Origin of the sequence: Pseudomonas vancouverensis (assembly GCF_004348895.1) — a bacterium.
Taxonomy (GTDB): Bacteria; Pseudomonadota; Gammaproteobacteria; order Pseudomonadales; family Pseudomonadaceae; genus Aquipseudomonas; species Aquipseudomonas vancouverensis.
This window is the reverse complement of record NZ_RRZK01000040.1, coordinates 1-17,567: the sequence shown is the minus strand read 5'-3', so window position 1 is coordinate 17,567 and position 17,567 is coordinate 1. Positions and strand designations below refer to the sequence as shown.

General features: G+C 58.1%; 13 protein-coding genes. 2 read left to right on the top strand and 11 right to left on the bottom strand.

The window, feature by feature from the left end; all coding sequences use genetic code 11:
- Positions 1 to 379 precede the first annotated feature (379 nt).
- Positions 380 to 1,870: an aldehyde dehydrogenase family protein gene (locus EIY72_RS29800; RefSeq protein WP_093216690.1), complete on the top strand. Its 1,491-nt coding sequence runs from the start codon at positions 380 to 382 to the stop codon at positions 1,868 to 1,870.
- 153 nt (positions 1,871 to 2,023) lie between these two features.
- Here the strand turns inward: EIY72_RS29800 and EIY72_RS29795 are convergent, their stop codons facing one another.
- From EIY72_RS29795 to EIY72_RS29755, 10 genes are all read right to left on the bottom strand, one after another.
- Positions 2,024 to 3,244, bottom strand: a complete 1,221-nt coding sequence (locus tag EIY72_RS29795) for an MFS transporter (protein WP_093216685.1) — start codon at positions 3,242 to 3,244, stop codon at positions 2,024 to 2,026.
- Positions 3,245 to 3,356: 112 nt separating this feature from the next.
- Entirely contained in the window at positions 3,357 to 4,235 is an 879-nt protein-coding gene (locus EIY72_RS29790; protein ID WP_093216680.1) for a glutamate racemase, read from the bottom strand.
- An 11-nt stretch (positions 4,236 to 4,246) separates the two neighbouring features.
- Complete coding sequence (locus EIY72_RS29785; RefSeq protein ID WP_170290048.1) at positions 4,247 to 5,293, bottom strand: Fe(II)-2OG oxygenase family protein; 1,047 nt, start codon at positions 5,291 to 5,293, stop codon at positions 4,247 to 4,249.
- Positions 5,280 to 5,444 (bottom strand): hypothetical protein, encoded by a 165-nt coding sequence (locus EIY72_RS30010; protein WP_157720925.1) that lies wholly within the window; start codon positions 5,442 to 5,444, stop codon positions 5,280 to 5,282. The genes EIY72_RS29785 and EIY72_RS30010 overlap by 14 nt, the downstream gene beginning before the upstream one ends.
- A gap of 249 nt (positions 5,445 to 5,693) precedes the next feature.
- Positions 5,694 to 6,992: a flavin-dependent monooxygenase QhpG gene (gene qhpG / locus EIY72_RS29780; protein WP_093216671.1), complete on the bottom strand. Its 1,299-nt coding sequence runs from the start codon at positions 6,990 to 6,992 to the stop codon at positions 5,694 to 5,696.
- Positions 6,989 to 7,666, bottom strand: a complete 678-nt coding sequence (gene qhpE / locus EIY72_RS29775) for a subtilisin-like serine protease QhpE (RefSeq protein ID WP_093216666.1) — start codon at positions 7,664 to 7,666, stop codon at positions 6,989 to 6,991. Before qhpE ends, qhpG begins: the two co-directional genes overlap by 4 nt.
- On the bottom strand, positions 7,656 to 9,374 hold the full coding sequence (locus tag EIY72_RS29770; protein ID WP_093216662.1) for an ABC transporter ATP-binding protein: 1,719 nt from the start codon (positions 9,372 to 9,374) through the stop codon (positions 7,656 to 7,658). The genes qhpE and EIY72_RS29770 overlap by 11 nt, the downstream gene beginning before the upstream one ends.
- Positions 9,374 to 11,278 carry a sigma-54-dependent Fis family transcriptional regulator gene (locus tag EIY72_RS29765; RefSeq protein ID WP_093216658.1) on the bottom strand — a complete coding sequence of 635 codons (1,905 nt, stop codon included), beginning with the start codon at positions 11,276 to 11,278 and terminating at the stop codon, positions 9,374 to 9,376. Before EIY72_RS29765 ends, EIY72_RS29770 begins: the two co-directional genes overlap by 1 nt.
- 111 nt (positions 11,279 to 11,389) lie before the next feature.
- Positions 11,390 to 12,748 carry an amidase gene (locus tag EIY72_RS29760; protein ID WP_093216654.1) on the bottom strand — a complete coding sequence of 453 codons (1,359 nt, stop codon included), beginning with the start codon at positions 12,746 to 12,748 and terminating at the stop codon, positions 11,390 to 11,392.
- A 13-nt stretch (positions 12,749 to 12,761) separates the two neighbouring features.
- The gene (locus EIY72_RS29755) at positions 12,762 to 14,093 is read right to left on the bottom strand and encodes an MFS transporter (protein ID WP_093216650.1); all 1,332 of its coding nucleotides are present in this window, start codon (positions 14,091 to 14,093) and stop codon (positions 12,762 to 12,764) included.
- A gap of 210 nt (positions 14,094 to 14,303) precedes the next feature.
- On the opposite strand from EIY72_RS29755, the gene EIY72_RS29750 reads away from it, so the two are divergent.
- Entirely contained in the window at positions 14,304 to 15,341 is a 1,038-nt protein-coding gene (locus tag EIY72_RS29750; protein ID WP_093216646.1) for a LacI family DNA-binding transcriptional regulator, read from the top strand.
- 26 nt (positions 15,342 to 15,367) lie between these two features.
- Here the strand turns inward: EIY72_RS29750 and mrdA are convergent, their stop codons facing one another.
- Positions 15,368 to 17,260: a penicillin-binding protein 2 gene (mrdA, locus tag EIY72_RS29745; RefSeq protein WP_093216641.1), complete on the bottom strand. Its 1,893-nt coding sequence runs from the start codon at positions 17,258 to 17,260 to the stop codon at positions 15,368 to 15,370.
- Positions 17,261 to 17,567: the final 307 nt, after the last annotated feature.

Below are 17,567 nucleotides of genomic sequence, written 5' to 3'. Positions count from 1 at the left end.
ACTCTTCTTTCAGGCTCATGGTATCTCTCGTGTCCCAAGGCATGATGGGTTTCCCGGCGAAGTTGGCTCGCCGAAAAGTGTCCACCATGTCCCCGCACACCCGTCAACCATGTGTCCGGTCCATACACGCTCTTCCAAAGTAACCCGCCGTAAGGGCGGAACCATAAGCAGCCGTTACTGCAGCAATGGATATGTACTCACATTCAAAAATCCCCTCTCAGGAGTGAAAAGAATGTCTCACCCACGTCTCAGATTGCGACAATCAACCCTGCGTCAACCCCCCCACGTCTACCACTGAACCCCACAAAACAAAGCCTCAAGGCAAACTGGCACAGCCATTGCGAAAGACCTCGCCACACGAACAAGACGAGGTTTCAACATGTCGCTTCCAAACCTGCTTCCCGCCACTACCGCGTTCATCCAGCGCGCCCCGCGCATGCTTATCGGTGGCGACTGGGTCGAGGCCACCGATGGCCAGACCATGCCCCTGCACAACCCGGCCACTGGTGAAGTGCTGTGCGTGGTGCCACGGGCGACGCCTGAGGATGTCGATCACGCGGTCCTGGCTGCGCGTCATGCCTTCGACGATTCGGCCTGGACCCGCACCCGCCCTCGGGAGCGACAGAACCTGTTGTGGAAACTCGCCGACCTGATGCAACGCGATGCCGAGCTGTTGGCGCAACTCGAGTGCCTGAACAACGGCAAGAGCGCAATGGTTGCCCAAGTCATGGACGTGCAACTGGCCATCGATTTCCTGCGCTACATGGCCGGTTGGGCGACCAAGATTGAAGGCTCCACCGTCGATGTCTCGGCGCCGTTGATGCCGAATGACCAGTTTCACAGCTTCATTCGCCGTGAAGCCGTGGGTGTGGTCGGGGCCATCGTCGCCTGGAACTTCCCCCTGCTGCTGGCCTGCTGGAAACTCGGCCCGGCCCTGGCCACCGGTTGCACGGTTGTGCTGAAACCCGCCGATGAAACCCCGCTGACCGCGTTGAAACTTGCCGAGCTGGTGCTGGAGGCGGGTTACCCCGAAGGCGTGTTCAACGTGGTCACCGGCACCGGCATCACTGCCGGTTCGGCCCTCACCCACAACCCGCTGGTGGACAAGCTGACCTTCACCGGCTCCACCGCCGTGGGCAAGCAGATCGGCAAGATCGCCATGGACTCGATGACCCGGGTCACCCTGGAACTGGGCGGCAAGTCACCGACCATCGTCATGGCCGACGCCGACCTGAAAACTGCAGCGGCTGGTGCCGCCAGTGCGATTTTCTTCAACCAGGGCCAGGTCTGCTGTGCCGGTTCCAGGCTGTATGTGCAGCGCAAGCATTTCGACAATGTGGTCGCGGACATTGCCGGCATCGCCAACGCGATGAAGCTGGGCAATGGCCTCGACCCAAGTGTGGAAATGGGACCGCTGATCTCGGCGCGCCAGCAGGAACGCGTGTACGGGTACATCGAAAAAGGCCGGGAAAGCGGCGCAACCATCGCCTGCGGCGGTGAGCAGTTCGGGCCGGGCTTCTTCATCAAGCCGACGGTAATCGTCGATGTCGACCAGAAGCACTCACTGGTTCAGGAGGAAATTTTCGGACCGGTGCTGGTAGCCATTCCGTTCGACGATGAAGCAGATGCCTTGCGCATGGCCAATGACAGCCCTTACGGATTGGGCGCAAGCATCTGGTCCAATGACCTGGCGTCGGTGCACCGGATGATTCCACGGATCAAGTCCGGCTCGGTGTGGGTCAACTGCCACAGCGCACTGGACCCGGCGCTGCCGTTTGGCGGCTACAAGATGTCGGGGGTCGGGCGTGAGATGGGGTATGCGGCGATTGAGCATTACACGGAGTTGAAGTCGGTGTTGATCAAGTTGTAGGTACTTACGAGACGAATTTGTTGCGTTCGAAAGCCCCAGCTTTTTCTCCAATGGATTAAAGCTGGGACGGAGGCTCTCTTTCTTGCTTTTCAAAACCTGCGCTCAACCCGGTACAAGTCAATTTTATCTACCCTGGCTGTAATCTACCAATATCTAGCCTTTAACAGACAAGGCCTTATTACTCTTCTTAGCAGTAGAAAACAACACCATGGCTGAGACCAAGGCTAATGCCCCCCAGCCATAAGCAAACGTTCCGAGGCTGTCTTTGGACAGACCGATGATTGGTGGCACTAGTACTACGGAAATTTGGTTAACTGTCATTGCCATTCCTAGCGCGAAGCCTTTTCGCTCAATGGGAGCGGTATCGGCAATATATGCAACCCAAGGACCATACCACCCGTATGCAAAAAATCCGGCAAGCACCATTAAAATGCTTAACATAATTAAATTTTTTGTATCCAAAAACATGAGTAGAACCAGGACTAATGCGACTGCCCCCAAACAAACCAAAACAGGGTAGAACCTTCCAAATTTGCAACGATCGCTCCATGCTGCAAGTATTATTCTCCCAGCGATCCCTGAACCAAGCACCACGAAAAACATCGCTATCGCGAGTTCATTACTGAGCTCAAGCGAAGTATGAAGAAACAACACCAAGAACACCGAAATTGAATACTGGGAAGCAGTAAGACTGACACCCGATAGCATAATGTTTCTCATGGATGGCTCTGTTGCCATTGCCAATCTTGATGCAACCGCCAGCTTTAAGTTGATTGATCGAGCTTGAGAAATTTTACGAACAGGTGGAGACCTATATAACACCATAAATAGAACAGCACCGAGAAACGCAACGACTCCACCTATCAAAAAAGCAGCTTGAATCGAGTAGCGAATGGCAACGACCGGTAAAATCAGCGTTGCTAAAGCTCCACCCAATGGTAATCCGGCCTGCCGAATGCCCATGGCAAACCCTAACTGACGGCCTGCGAACCAACTAGCTATTGATTTGCTTCCCCCAGGCTGAGCCGTACTGTATCCCAAGCCTAATAGTGTAAAAATCATCAGCATACCGATGTAGGAATTAACAATTGCTGCTAAACACAATGCGACTCCAACAATCAGCCCCCCAACCCCAACAACAAACCGCTCGCTATATCTGTCAAGCAACTCACCCGCAACCAAGAGCCCGATGATGGGTATCAACTGCGCCGCTGAAACCAACATCCCAAGCTGCCAATTACTAAGAGCCATTTCCGACTGAACATTTATCGCGATTGACCCGAATCCCTGTACAAAAAAGCAGGCACAAGCCTGTGCAAAAGTGGCAACAGCTAAAATTACCCAACGGTATCGCGTCAAAAAAATCGCCTGCATAGGTACTCCATTGGAAAAAATCTAACTCTTTACACTACCCAACAACCTTAGAAATACAAGGAGATACGAAATATCACAAGACAACCAAGTTCATTATTTGAAACAGAAACACCTACACCAATGAAGATGAAATCAACCCAAAACCGCTTATCTGAAACACCTGAAAATACTTTGCTGCATTGCAGTTGCTTGTGAAGGTAGAAACTTTCAAAACCTCACCGACAGATCCTACCATCCTCCCCGAAGCGACCACTCGCTGAGCAACCTCGCTCGCCGGATCAATCCAATTTTCGACAGTTGGAAAAAGCCATCGTAAGTCATCAATCAAGTGAGGAAAGTGAGTACAACCTAAAACAACTGTATCAACAGATAAGCGCTGTTTTTCAGAGAGAGACAAATTTATCAACCTAGCAAAATCCTCCTCTTTAGAGTCTTCGCCAGCTAATTTTGCCTCCGATAAAGCCACAAGCGATTGAGCAGCGATCGGCCATATTCTTGCAATCATCCTACCTCTGGCAATATCCAGGAGGACCTGCCTGCTTTTAAGAGTGCCAGCGGTTGCAAGGATAACAATATTTTTTCTTTTGGAAATTTCAACAGCTTCAGATATTTTTGGCGTGACTAAGAAACAGTTATGCCTGATTTTCTCTATACCCCGATCCATAATCGCGACTGAAGCAGTATTGCACGCTATAACTATTGCTGACGGGGTAACCTCCATACAAATTTTCTCTAATAACTTCTCCATTCGTCGAGCTATTTCAGTTCCACCCCTGCTGCCGTAAGGGAACCAGTCATTATCCGCTACATATAGAATATCAGCATTTTTAACCAACTTCTCCAGTTCGCGTACAACAGTCAGCCCACCCACACCAGAATCCAATACAACAATTGGACGTCTAGACTGAAATATCTTCGCCCCATCAAATCTTGATCCATTTCCAAGCCATAAATTCGGAACATCTGACAATATAGACTCGATTGCACCCATGGACATTCGCCTTATGCATTGATGGCGCGTGTCATTACTGAGTTTCGCATTGAACGCGATTTCCGAAGGCTGGACGCGAAGACTACTCTTGCCAGCCAACGGGCGGAGCCCCCATAGTTCGCCTTAAATGAGTCACGCGCGTGCACGCAGCGATAATTATCCACAAATATACAACCCGTTGCCTCGAGAACAACCTCAATGCGATTCTTTGCAAAATGGCTCAAAAGCTTAGTCAATGCTTGAAGCTCAACACCAACATATTCACTAAGATTTAAAGCGGCCGCATTAATTTTTACGTAGGGCGCGTCCCAATGCCCAAAAAAAATCGGTTGCAAAACTTCTTCGACGGCATCAGTTGTATCATGGATCGGGTTATGAGGAATTCTAAAACGCGGCTCAAATAGAGTTTGTTTTTCCTCCACGCTAAGTTCGACTCCATCAACGCACGAAATGGTTGTTGAGGCGAGCTCATCATTACGCATACAAACAAGACCCAAATATTCAGCACGAGCTGGATGAAACGCATCCTCCACATGAAACCCAAAATCCAGATCCGAACCACTGCTCGAATTTGAAACAGCACTTAGTTCCTTCAGTGGGATAATATTATTATAGATACTTCCACTTCGCTGGGAAGTGAACCCTATGGCCTCACCAAGTAGCGAGCCGTATAATCCGTGCAGTATTTTTGCGTCATTCAAACGATAATCTTTGTCCAGCTCAATAAAGCTTGATGGACTTGGCCCAGCGCCTTGGCCAAGCACCGGACTACCGGCAACCAGAAGTGCCGCTGCTTCTTCATATCGTTGAAATTCATAAAATTTCCGACGAACTCTTCGCGGCAGTTCTTGAGCATATAGGGCTGAGCTTTCCATAAAGGCGTATTGATTTGTCATCATGGGTATTTGCATTACTTCATCAAGCAACCCACGGATCTGTTGCTGCTCTTGCTCAGAGAGGGTAATCTTTTCAATTGTCGTTGTCATAAAAAATCTCAATCCATTACCAGATTTTTCGCTACAATTAGGAATGACATCACCCACCTTAATTATAGCCATTAAAAGAGGCACCCAACACTCCGTAAAGAGCGCCAAACAAATTAATAACTTCAATCAACCAAATCAAGGCTTTTGCTTGTAGGGCAATTCGGATTACATAGCTAGAAAAAGACACTTTGCAGCCCGCACAAAAAAGCAGATCAACATCCATCTAATGACACATGTAGAAATTTATTTCGATTTTATCTTTCGCACAAGTTGTAACCAGACACTTGAAAACACACGAACTGATAAGCCTATGATGACTTACGAGGTCCTTGGCAGCATGTAGGAACAACTGAATGATAGTGGACTTCCAATCCACCCTAGGAACACATCACCAGGATGTTTAAGAGCAGCCTTTGAGGCAACACCGGGAGTCTTGCAGTTTCGCTACGCTATAGGATGGTAATTACGAGAATCACGGTTTGAAACCCTGCGTCAACAACCAGCCTCTGACCATTCTCCCCTGCTCCTCATTCAACCCAGCCAACACAGTTTGCGCAGACTCCCCGCGCATCAACCGCCACACCAACGGCGCCACTTCAACCCCTTGCACATGCCAGATACCCAGCGGCTGATCTGCCGTGATCACCACTTCGGCTTCATCGACGAATCCGTCGCGCAATACTGGCGCCCGTTCAATCTTCAGGGCGCTGAAATCCGCCTCGGCATGGGCCACTTCGGTATCCGGCCATTGCCGCCGTGCCTGCCAGAATGGCTGATCGATCCAGCGCTGTTCATCGGCATAGAAGTCCCGGCCGACGCGTGCAAAGCGCAGGAACAACTGCTCCACTCGCTGCTGATGAAAACGCTGGGCCAGCGCCAGGCGTTCGGGTTTATCCAGCAAGGTATTGATCACCGCCGGCGCCTGCAGCGCCGAGGACAAGGACTGGAAAATGCCGTTGCCTGACAGGGGGTCCACCGCCATGGCGGCATCGCCGACGCGAATCCAGTTTTCGCCGCAGACCTGCGGGGACAGGATTGCGGTGCTGCTGCGCGCATGCAGTTGCAGGTTATCTTCCGGACCTTGGGCGAAAAAATCCCGGGCCAATGCCGAATCCCGTCGCCGTTGCTGGCAGTAGTCGAGCAGTTGCGCCTTGCCGGGTAATCCGGCACTCGCCACGTCCAGGGTCCACTGCCAGTAACACTGCCCGTCGTCCCGGCGAGCCATCCAGGCCCAGCCGTTCTCCAGGCTTTCCACCGCGCTGGCGGTGCGGCCCGGCGTGCCTTGCCAGCGGTTGAGCAAACTGACGGTTTCGGGCCCGCGCAGGCCTTTGCCGAGGGCCGGCGCCTGACGACCGCGGGCCTCAACCAGAAACCCTGCGGTCAGTGGCGGACGGCCGTCGATTTCGATGCGATGGCCGTTGGCGGATGACTGCACCGTCAATACCCGCCCCTCGATCACTTCCACACCCGCCAGGCGCAAGTCCTCACGCAAGCCGCGATCGAAGCACGGGCGATCGAGCAGATACTCGATGTTCTGCGCATGCTGTTGACCGTTCCACGAGACCTGTCGCTGGGAGGGTCGCGTTGCATCCGCCAGTGCCTGATGCAGGCCGGCGCTGCGTAATGCTTCCAGCACGCGGATGGAAACGCCTTCAAGGGCGGCAAAGCGGCGCCATTCACTGATCAGCGTGACCTCATGGCCCAGCCGCCTGAGTCCCAGCGCAACGGCGGCACCGGCAGGTCCGGCGCCGAGGATGACGATGTTGCTCATGGTCCGAGTCGCCGTTCAGGTCCACGATAACGGGCATGCTCACACAGCCAATCGAGAATCTGCGCATTGCTGGCGTCAGGTTGTTCCAGCAAAAAGCCTGCGATGTGCCCACTCAGCGCCGCACAACCGAGGCTGGCCCCGGACTGCCCCGGATACGTCCCCTGCACACAGGCAGCGAAATCGGCCTGGGCACTGTTGAGCCACGACCACTCCTGCGCGGCGCAACGGGCATCGCCGGTCACCCGCAGCACCTGCGGATAATTCGCCGGAAACACGCCTTCGCCCTGGGCTGGAGCAGACGCGCAGAGCAGCACGCCACGCTCAACGGCTGCCCCGCAGGCGGCTCGCAGCAAACTGCGATCCTGACGCAAGCCGAGACTCAGGTTGATCAGCCGCACGTTCTGCGCCACCAGCCAGTCAATCGCTGACGCAATCTGCAAGGCGCTGGTGACACCACGCTGGTCGAACACCTGCGCCACGCAGATGGATGCTGAGGGGGCACGTTGGTAGATCGCCTCGATCACCGCGCTGCCATGCCCCAACGGATCCTCGCGCAGTTCGTCTTCTGCCAAGCCCTCGTCCAGCAACGAGAATCGCCGCCCGGCAACCACTTGCACCCGTTGCGCCGCCGAGTGACCACTGTCCACCACGCCGATACGCAACTCAGGCTTCATGCAGCACCGTTCGGGAAACCAGCACGCCATCGAGCAGTTCGAAACGCAGATCGGCATCAGCCAGGGTGGAGGGACGATGGCTGATCAGGATGCGCGTGCGCCCGGCAAACAGCCGGTCGATGGCATCGATGACTTCGCGCTCGGTGGCTTCGTCCACAGCCGAGGTGGCCTCGTCGAGGACCAGAATCAGCGGGTCCTGCAACAGCGCCCGGGCAATGGCGATGCGTTGTTTCTGCCCACCGGACAACTGCTGGCCACGTTCGCCCAACGGACTGTCGAGGCCCTCGGGCAACGACGCGATCAGGCTGTCGAGTTGCGCCAGATGCGCCACCTCGGCAATCGCCTGGCGGCTGGCGTCCGGCACGGCGTAAGCGAGGTTGTCGGCCAGGCTGCCGCGAAACAGCACGATGTCCTGGCTGACGATGGCGATGCGTCGGCGCAGCTGGAACAGATCCAGCTCCCGCAGGTCGACGTCACCGAGCAGTACCCGGCCCGCTTGTGGGTCGTGATGGCGTTGCAGCAGGTCGATCAAGGTCGATTTGCCCACACCGGAGCCGCCACTGAGGGCGACCTTCAGGCCGTAGGGAATTCGCGCTTCGATGCCGCACAAGGTCGATTGCCGACCTGGGTGGGCGAAGTGCACGTTGTCGAACCACAGATCGCCGGCGTCCGGCATTGGACGCGGCGTGACGGGTGTCAGCACGGTGGGCTGCACACCGCGCAGCTCCATGACCCGGCCGAGGCTGACGGTCATGCGCTGCACGGCCACGTACAGTCCGAGCAAGCTCTGCACCGGGCCGACGGCCATGCCCAGATAAGTGGAAAAAGCGATCAGGGCACCGAGCTGCCAGGTGCCTTGCACCACCCAGTAACCACCGATCAGAAATGCACAGGCGCGGGACAGCGACGTCAGCGTGCCCGGTACCGCCTGGGTGAAAAACTCGGTGACTTGCAGGCGCAGCAACTGACTCATGTAGCCCTGCCCCAGAGTCTCCAGGCGACGGGCTTCGCGCTGCTGCTGACCGGCCGACTGGATGAACTTCATCACCGGCAACGTCTCGACCATGAACGAAGACATGTCCGCCGAGCGTTCGCGCAACTGGCGCACATCGCGCTCGACCTTGCGCCGCATCCAGCGCAGCCAGAGCACGTCCAGCGGAATCAGTACCAGGGCCAACAGCGAGAGCTTCCACGACAGCGTCAGCAGCATGGCGATGGCCACCACCAGACCGATCACGCTCGACACCGCCGAAAACAGTGAATCCACGGCAAAGCGCTGGATTTCCGCGACATCGCCATCGAGGCGCGACATCAGATCGCCGATGCGCCGCTGGCCGTAGAAGCTCGGCGAGAGGGTTTGCAAATGCCGATAGAGGTCATCGCGCAGGGCAAACAGCATGCGCCCCGAAAGTCGCGTGTGCAGGTAGCGGTTGATCCCGGACAGTGCCGTGCCGAGCAACCCGGCACCAATCATCAAGCCGGCGATGAGTACCAGGGTCGGAAAGTTGCGCGCGAGCAGGCCATCGTCTATCAGCAGCTTGGTCAGCCATGGCTGGACCAACACCAGCAGTGACGCGCAAATCGATAACCCCAGCAGCCCGGCAATCGCCAGGTGATGGGGACGCACGAAGCTGTACAGCCAGCGCAGCGATGCCTGCAGGGCCTCGGGGTTCTGGCTATGGATCAGCCGAACGATCAGGCGCTGCATCACGAGCGCAACTGTTTGAGCTTGCGATACAGGGTCGCGCGGCTGATGCCCAAGGCGTCCGCCGCAGCCGAGACGTTACCTTGATGAGCGTCCAGTGACTGGCGGATCAGCTCCAGTTCATTTTCGCGAATGCTCCCTGCCTGCGGGCGTTCGCTGGCGGTCAGTTCGTCGAGCATGCTGTCGGGCAGGTGATCGAGGGTCAGCACGGTTTCTCCCGGCTCGCGCATGGCCAGGGCTGTCCGCAGGACCATCTCCAACTGGCGAATGTTGCCCGGCCAGTGATAACCGGCGAGCAAGCGATTGAGGTCGTCGTGCAGGACCACGGATGGCGCGTCCAGCTTGCTCAACATGCGGCCGATCAACGCGCTGAAATCCTCGCGTTCACGCAGGGCCGGGAGCATCACCGTGATGCCGTTGACCCGGTAGAACAGGTCTTCGCGAAAGTGTTTGTCTTCGACCAGGCGCTTGAGGTCGCGATGGGTCGCGCAGATCAATGCGACATCGATGTCCTGCTCCTCGCCGGCACCCAGCGGTGCGACTTTGCGGTCTTGTAGCACACGCAACAAACGGGCCTGCAAGGCCAGCGGCATGTCGCCGATTTCATCGAGGAACAAGGTACCGCCATGGGCTTGTTGCAAACGCCCGACCATGCCGCCACGGCGTGAGCCGGTGAACGCGCCTTCGCGGTAGCCGAACAATTCGGATTCGATCAATCCTTCGGGGATCGCCGCACAGTTCACTGCCACGAAGGGCTTGTCGCAACGACTGCCGGCCATGTGCAAGGCACGGGCGATGACTTCTTTACCGGTGCCGGTTTCGCCCAGCAACAACACCGGCAATTCATTGGCCAGGCCCTGGCGGGCCATGCGCAGTGCGCGCGCATAGCGGGCATTGCTGCCGGCCAGGGATTCCAGATCGGGCTGCGGCCTGGCAGGTTTTGCGACGCTGCGCGGCGGCGTATGCGCATTGATCGAGCGCTGTGGTGCACGCAGGGTTTTATAGAAAAACTCACCCTTGGCGGTTTGCAAACTACCGGCGCCACCCTGATGCAGGCGAGCCAGGAGTTGCAGCCCATCGACACCGAGAAATTCTTCGCAGCGCCGACCGACCAGGGCGGAGCGTTCGGCGTGCAGCAACTGGCAAGCCTGGGCGCTGACCGCCAGGATCTGCCCACCGAGGCTCACGGCCAACAGGCCTTGCCAGGGGGATTCAAGGTATTGGCGGCGACTATGGAAGGCGAGAACGATTTCGTCCGGATAGCTGGTGTTGAAGACACGGCTCTCGATCTGGCTGACGGCCATGGCCAATAGCGCGGTGCTGTCATGGGCACGACCGAGCGGGCCTTCGCGAGTCAGGTCGAGAACGCCGAGAATGTTGCCCTGCGGGCAATGGATCGGCACCGAGGTGCAGGAAAAATCACTGAGGCGATCCAGATAATGCTCGCCGCAATCGATCAGGGTGGGCCGCGCCTCGACCAGTGCAGTACCGAGCGCATTGGTGCCGCGAACGGCCTCGCTCCAGCAGGCACCGAGGGTGATGTCCTGCAGGCCACTGCCCTTGAGGCGATCGGCACGCCCTTCGACGGCGAGGATCGTCGCATCGGAGTTGGCCAAAATAATCAGGCCGTCCTTGCCCTGGCGTTCGGCCAGGTAATCGATGGCGGGTAAGGCGGCATCAATCAGCAGGCGATTGCTCGCCAGCAGCACGTCGACACTGGCACCGGAGCCCAGCGCCAACTCGTGCTGGGCATTGAAATGCACGCCGTGGCTGAGACTGCGTCGCCACGAAGCGTCAATTTCAGCGCGCAACACGCCGTCCGGCACTTCGCCTTCGAGGTGGAGTTTTTCCCGGGCCAGCCGGGCTTCGCGATGCTGCTTGGGGGAGTTTGTTTTTATTAGCGTCATCAAGCGCTCCGGGTCGTCCGCCCTGCGCCTTTTTTCAAAGGCGCCCTGGAGCAATGTTTACGTTAACGTAAGGGCAATGGCAAGTGCCTTACAGCGCTTGCTCGCGTCGCTTCACGAACTGCGCACGGAGCGCTGCATCATCACCTGCAACAAGCGATCATCCGCTCCCGCAGCGCCAATCACCTGCAGCCCCACCGGCATGCCCCTCACCTGCCCCGCCGGCAGGCTGATCGCAGGCAAGCCGGTGAGGTTCCAGGCGCTGGTATAACTGAGCACTGCGGCGCGTACATCGATGTCCTGCGCACCGACCCGGACCTCACGCGCATCGACCGCTGTCGCGGTAATCGGCACGCTGGGCGAAACCAGCAAGTCGAAGCGCTCGAACAAACCTGCCATCACGGCCTTGAGTCGTGCCTGCTCAGCCTGTGCACGGATGTATTGCCAGCCCCTGACCTCTCGGGACAATTCGAGGCGTTCGCGCACTTCCTGCTCGAACTTGTGCGGCGCCTGCTGCATGCGCTCGGCGTGTACCTCGTAGGCCTCGGCGCGTTGCAACACCAGCAAGGTGTCTTTCATGGCGGCCGCCAGCGGCGCAAGTTCCGCAGTCTCCTGCAGCGCCTCGCCAAACATTCGTTGTGCCGCCCGGTACAGGTGCTGATCCAGTTCGGCGTCGACGGGGCCGAAGCTGCCGCTGGTGATCCAGCCAACCCGCAAGGGACGCGAGCCGGTATCCGTTGCACAGGTTCGCCCTGCCACCACTTCGTACAGCAGGCGTGCATCCTCGACGTGGTTGGCGATCGGGCCGACATGGTCGAGGCTCGACGACAGCGGGAACACCCCTTGCACCGGCACACTGGCAAACGATGGCTTGAACCCGACCGCCCCGCACAACGCTGCCGGAATACGGATCGAGCCACCCGTGTCAGTGCCCAGTGCCAGCGGCACCATGCCGCTGGCCACTGCCGCGGCGCTGCCAGCGCTGGAGCCACCGGTGATGCAACGGGCATCCCACGGGTTGCGTGCAGCACCCTGCAGCGAGCGGTCACCAGTCGGGCCGTAGGCAAACTCGTGGGTCAGGGTCTTGCCGACAATCACCGCACCAGCCTCGCGCAGACGTTGCACGCACAGCGCATCCTCGCTTGGCCTGTAGCCTGCAAAATGCGCCGAGCCGTAGGTGGTGACGTAGTCGAAGGTGTCGATGTTGTCTTTGATCGCCACCGGAATACCGTGCAGCGGGCCCAGGTTTAGGCCCTGGGCTAACAGCGCGTCGGCTTTGCGCGCCTGGGCCAGCGCCACCGCTGCATCGACTTGAACAAAGGCGTTCAGACTCGGATTCAGACGCTCAATGCTGTCCAGGGCAGCTTGGGTCAACTCGACACAGGTCAAGCTGCCCGCGCGCAAACCCTCGGCCAGTGCGATGACCGATTGGCCAAAAAAATATCCGACGTGATCAGGCTTCGCCAGGCTCATACGAACAACTCCATCAAACGGCTGCGGGTACAGGGGAAGAAACAACTTGGCGACCGCCGGGACGCACCATCAGCATCGCGCTCATGCCGACTGCCGTGGCGACCGCCGCTGCCACGAACATCGACGAGTAGCCGTAGCGCAAGGTCAGGTAGCCGGTCAGCATTGGCGCAATGAACGAAGCACTGTTGGCGATGAAATGGGTCATGCCGCTGTAGGCACCGACGCGGTTGGAGGGAGCGGTGTCGATCACCACTGCCCAATAGACCGAGTTGGGCAACGCGTTGAGTGCGTTGGCCAGGGTCATCAGGGCAATCACGCCCCACACGGTCTGGGCCTGCGACACCAGCAGGAAACACAAGGTGGTCAACAGCAGACTGGTCGCCGCCAGCCAGCTGCGTGCCACCTTCAGATTGCCGGTACGGCGCAACAGCAGGTCGGAGATCTTGCCGCCCAACAGCACGGTGAAGCAGGCGCCGGTCCACGGGATCATGCCCATGTACCACAGCGACGAGAGGTTGTAGTGGAACTCGTCCTGCAGGTATTTGGGGGTCCAGGTCAGTAGCAGGAACGTCACGTACACGAACGAGAAGTAACCGACCGCGTTGAGCAGCAGGTCCTTGTTTTTGAAAAAATGCCAGACCGGCGCAACGCTGCTGGTGGGCGTCGAGGCATTGGCTGCCGCAGCGCGCTCCTGACGCAGGAAGTCGCGCTCGGCCTTGGACACCCGAGGGTTCTCGTCGGGGGTGTTGGTGAAGCGCGTCATGAAGAAGATCAGCAGCGCCAGACTGACGACGCCCAGCACCACGAACATGCTGCGCCAATCACCGGTCAGGGTTTGCAGGCCTACTGCGACCGGAGCGGTCAGCAATGCCCCCAGGGGGGTACTGAGCAGTCCCACCGACACCACGAAGCCGCGCTCCTTGGGCGTTGCCCAGTTGGCCACGCTCTTGTTGATCACCGAATAGGCCGGGCCTTCGGCGAAGCCGAACAGCACGCGGATGGTGGCGAAGCCGGCCATGGCCGAGCCGCCCATGAAGGCCAGCCCGAGGTCACCGGCAAACGCGGTGGCGATCTCGAAGATCGACCAGGTGGCCCCGGCAATCAACCAGATGCGTTTGGCGCCGAAACGGTCGGCGAGGATGCCGCCGATCAACGCGCCGAGGATGTAGCCGTAACCGAAATAACCCAGGACGTTGCCCCAGTCGGCCTTGTCGAAGCCGTACTCGGGAAGAATGCTCGCCGAGGCATAGGCAATGGCGCCGCGATCAATGTAATTGAGCAGCGCCATCAGCATGATCAGGAAAAAAATCTGGTAGCGGAAAGACGGGATAACGGGACTGTTCATAGGGATCTGACTCTTCAAAATGATGGCAGAAGTCAAAAAGTCGGCCGCGTCCGGCGTATTTTTATTGTTTTACCCAAACGTTTGGGTTGAGGAAATGTAGTAAGGGAAAAACAATTAGTCAATCGTTTGGGTAAAGGTAATTTCCGGGAGGGCGCGACGATTGAGGTAGAATCGCCCGCTGAATAACGGACGGTTGGAAGCCTCTCAGACATGCCGAATCAATCTCGCCCCGCCACCCTGAAGTCCATGGCGACCGAGCTCGGGTTGCACGTATCCACGGTGTCACGGGTGCTCAATGGCGACCCGACCGGGGTGGAACGAGCGGCGTCGGCCGAGGTGATTGCACGCATCCGTGCATTGGCCAAGGAGCTGGACTATCGACCGAACACCCAGGCATCCAACCTGAAACTGCGCAAAAGCCAGGAGATCTGCGTGCTCATGCCGCGTCTCACGGACCTGGTGATGGCAACCATTTATGACAGTATCGACAGCGCTGCCGAGCAGGCCGGCTACCTCACCTTCGTCTCCAATACCGACGACCAGCAACCGCGACAGATGGCCCGCGCCGAGCATGCGTTGCGCCGCTCGGTGGCCGGGCTGATCGTGGGGGATTCGCACACCGGTGACACCCAGCCCCTGCTCGATCTGCTGGCACGCAAGCAAATTCCCTACGTGCTGGTCAGCCGGCAGATTGCCGGGCACCTGACAGCAGCCTGTGACGACGAATTGGGTGGCTGGCTGGCGGCTGAACACCTGTATCGACTGGGCTGTCGCGAGGTGGCAATCCTGGCCGGCGAACGGCATGCCTCCACCGGCGCTGATCGTACCCGCGGGTTCATCCGCTACTACCGTGAGCAAGGGATCAGCCTGCGTCCCGAGTGGATCCTCAATGGCCCTTTTGACAGCCACACCGGACACCAGCAAGGCGCCTACCTGCTGGCACTCAATCCGCGCCCGCAGGCATTTTTTGCGGTCAATGACTTCCTCGCCATTGGCCTGATGGGCGCCGCTCGTGACAAAGGCCTGCAACCGGGCAAGGACATTGCCGTGGTCGGCTACAACGATATCCCGCTGGCCAACGAACTGATCGTACCGCTGAGCAGCGTGCGCTTGCCGCTGGCGCAGATGGGCCGGCAGGCGGTGGAGTTGCTGCTCAAGCGCATCAACGGCGAGTCCGCCGAGTCGACGATCCTGACACCGCAGTTACAGGCGCGGGCGAGTTCAGCGGTGTTGCCAAAAGCTGGCTGAGGGGCGACTGCAAGCCCCCTCGCCGCTCAGACGTGAGGATCGCCCGGCGCTTTGCTCGGCGTGGCGTATTGCGGTTTCAGGTGGCCGTCCTGATCAAGTAGCCAGGCGTCCATGATCTGTCGCACGACCGGACCGGCAACACGACCGCCCGCCTCGCCGTTTTCGATCATGACCGAGATCACGATTTTCGGGTGTTCAGCCGGGGCGAAGCCGACGAACAAGGCGTTGTCGCGGTTACGCTCGAGGGTTTTCTCGCGGTTGTAACGCTCACCCTGTTTGATCGCCACCACCTGTGCAGTACCGCTCTTGCCGGCGATCCTGTATTGCGCGCCCACTGCTGCGGCGCGGGCAATCCCGCGCGCATCGTGCATCACCATCTGCATGCCATGGTTCACTTGCTCCCAATCACGCGGATCCTTGAGCAGGATGTTCGGCATCGGGTGCTCATCCACCGGCGCGACGCCATCCACTGTCTTGGCCAGGTGCGGCCGGTTCCACACGCCTTTGTTGGCAATCAGCGCGGTGGCTTGCGCCAGTTGCAGCGGCGTCACCTGCATGTAGCCTTGGCCGATGCCGAGGATCACGGTTTCACCGGGGAACCATGGCTGACGACGCGTGGCGCGCTTCCAGGCCTGGGATGGCATCAGCCCCGGGGATTCTTCGTACATGTCCAGGGAGACTTTCTCACCCAGGCCGAACATCGCCATGTAGTCATGCAAGCGGTCGATGCCCAGCTTATGGGCGAGGTCGTAGAAGTAGGTGTCGTTGGAGCGCATGATCGCCGCGTCCATGTCCACCCAGCCGTCGCCACTGTGGTTCCAGTTACGGTATTTATGATCGAAATCAGGCAGTTGGTAGTAACCGGGATCGAACACTCGGGTTTGCGGAGTCACGACACCGGCGTCGAGCCCGGCGATGGCCACTTCCGGCTTGATGGTCGAACCCGGTGCGTACAGGCCTCGCAGCACGCGGTTGAACAGCGGCCGGTCGATGGAGTCGTGCAGCGCCGCATATTCCTTGAAGCTGATACCGGTGACGAACAGATTCGGGTCGAAACTCGGCTTGCTGACCATGGCCAGCACTTCACCGGTCGACGGGTCGAGTGCAACCACTGAACCACGACGATCACCCAGGGCTTCTTCGGCAGCTTCCTGGAGTTTGACGTCGAGGCTCAGCACGATGTTTTTACCCGGGATCGGGTCGGTGTGTTTCAGCACCCGCAGTACGCGGCCCTGAGCGTTGGTTTCGACTTCCTCGTAACCGACATGTCCATGCAGTTCAGACTCGTAGAACTTCTCGATGCCGGTCTTGCCGATCGATTGGGTGCCACGGTATTCCACCGAATCCAGGGTTTTGGACTCTTTCTCGTTGATACGGCCGACGTAACCGATGGAATGGGCAAAGTGTTCGGCCAATGGATAATGGCGGACGAACTGCGGTTCGACGTCGATGCCCGGCAGCTTGAACTCGTTGACCGCCAGTTCGGCAATCTGTTCTTCGCTCAGTTCATAGAACAGGGTGACCGGTACAAATGGGTGCCGTGCCTGCTTCATGGCTTTGTCGAACATCGTGCGATCTTCGGGAGGCAGGTGCAGGATGTTGACCACATCATCCAGCTCAGCCTTCAGGTCGGTGGTGCGTTCACGGGTGATGGTCAGGTTGAAGCTGGGGCGGTTGTCGGCGAGGACCACGCCATTGCGGTCGTAGATCAACCCGCGAGTCGGGGTAATCGGCAGGACGTGGACGCGATTGTTTTCCGAGATCGTCGAATGGTAATCGAACTCGACCACTTGCAGGACGTACATGCGCACCACCAGGGCGCAGGTGATGGCGACGACGAACAAGGCGCAGGCCATCAGTCTTTTGTTGACCAGGCGCGTCTCTTTCTCGTGGTCCTTGATGGGTATGGGTTCAGGCATTTCTACAGCCACTCTTTGACGATGAAGGAAGCGCCAATCCGTGGGCCTGAAATCAGTCCGTTAAAAAACGAGCTGCACCATACCAAAAACCGGGCGGTCACTTTAGCCCGATTTCCTCTAAGGGCGTTCTCTTGAGAACCAAAACGACAACCGGAAGACAGAGTTGATAGTGCTCTGTTGGACTTTTCCGCGGCCAAAAACAAAACCCCAACTGCTTTCGCAATTGGGGTTTCGGAATTTAATCTTGACGATGACCTACTCTCACATGGGGAAACCCCACACTACCATCGGCGATGCATCGTTTCAC

Coding starts and splice junctions, on each gene's coding strand:
- EIY72_RS29800 (WP_093216690.1), top strand. CDS start 380: ATGTCGCTTCCAAACCTGCTTCCCGCCACTACCGCGTTCATCCAGCGC.
- EIY72_RS29795 (WP_093216685.1), bottom strand. CDS start 3,244: ATGCAGGCGATTTTTTTGACGCGATACCGTTGGGTAATTTTAGCTGTT.
- EIY72_RS29790 (WP_093216680.1), bottom strand. CDS start 4,235: ATGGGTGCAATCGAGTCTATATTGTCAGATGTTCCGAATTTATGGCTT.
- EIY72_RS29785 (WP_170290048.1), bottom strand. CDS start 5,293: ATGGCTATAATTAAGGTGGGTGATGTCATTCCTAATTGTAGCGAAAAA.
- EIY72_RS30010 (WP_157720925.1), bottom strand. CDS start 5,444: ATGGATGTTGATCTGCTTTTTTGTGCGGGCTGCAAAGTGTCTTTTTCT.
- qhpG (WP_093216671.1), bottom strand. CDS start 6,992: ATGAGCAACATCGTCATCCTCGGCGCCGGACCTGCCGGTGCCGCCGTT.
- qhpE (WP_093216666.1), bottom strand. CDS start 7,666: ATGAAGCCTGAGTTGCGTATCGGCGTGGTGGACAGTGGTCACTCGGCG.
- EIY72_RS29770 (WP_093216662.1), bottom strand. CDS start 9,374: ATGCAGCGCCTGATCGTTCGGCTGATCCATAGCCAGAACCCCGAGGCC.
- EIY72_RS29765 (WP_093216658.1), bottom strand. CDS start 11,278: ATGACGCTAATAAAAACAAACTCCCCCAAGCAGCATCGCGAAGCCCGG.
- EIY72_RS29760 (WP_093216654.1), bottom strand. CDS start 12,748: ATGAGCCTGGCGAAGCCTGATCACGTCGGATATTTTTTTGGCCAATCG.
- EIY72_RS29755 (WP_093216650.1), bottom strand. CDS start 14,093: ATGAACAGTCCCGTTATCCCGTCTTTCCGCTACCAGATTTTTTTCCTG.
- EIY72_RS29750 (WP_093216646.1), top strand. CDS start 14,304: ATGCCGAATCAATCTCGCCCCGCCACCCTGAAGTCCATGGCGACCGAG.
- mrdA (WP_093216641.1), bottom strand. CDS start 17,260: ATGCCTGAACCCATACCCATCAAGGACCACGAGAAAGAGACGCGCCTG.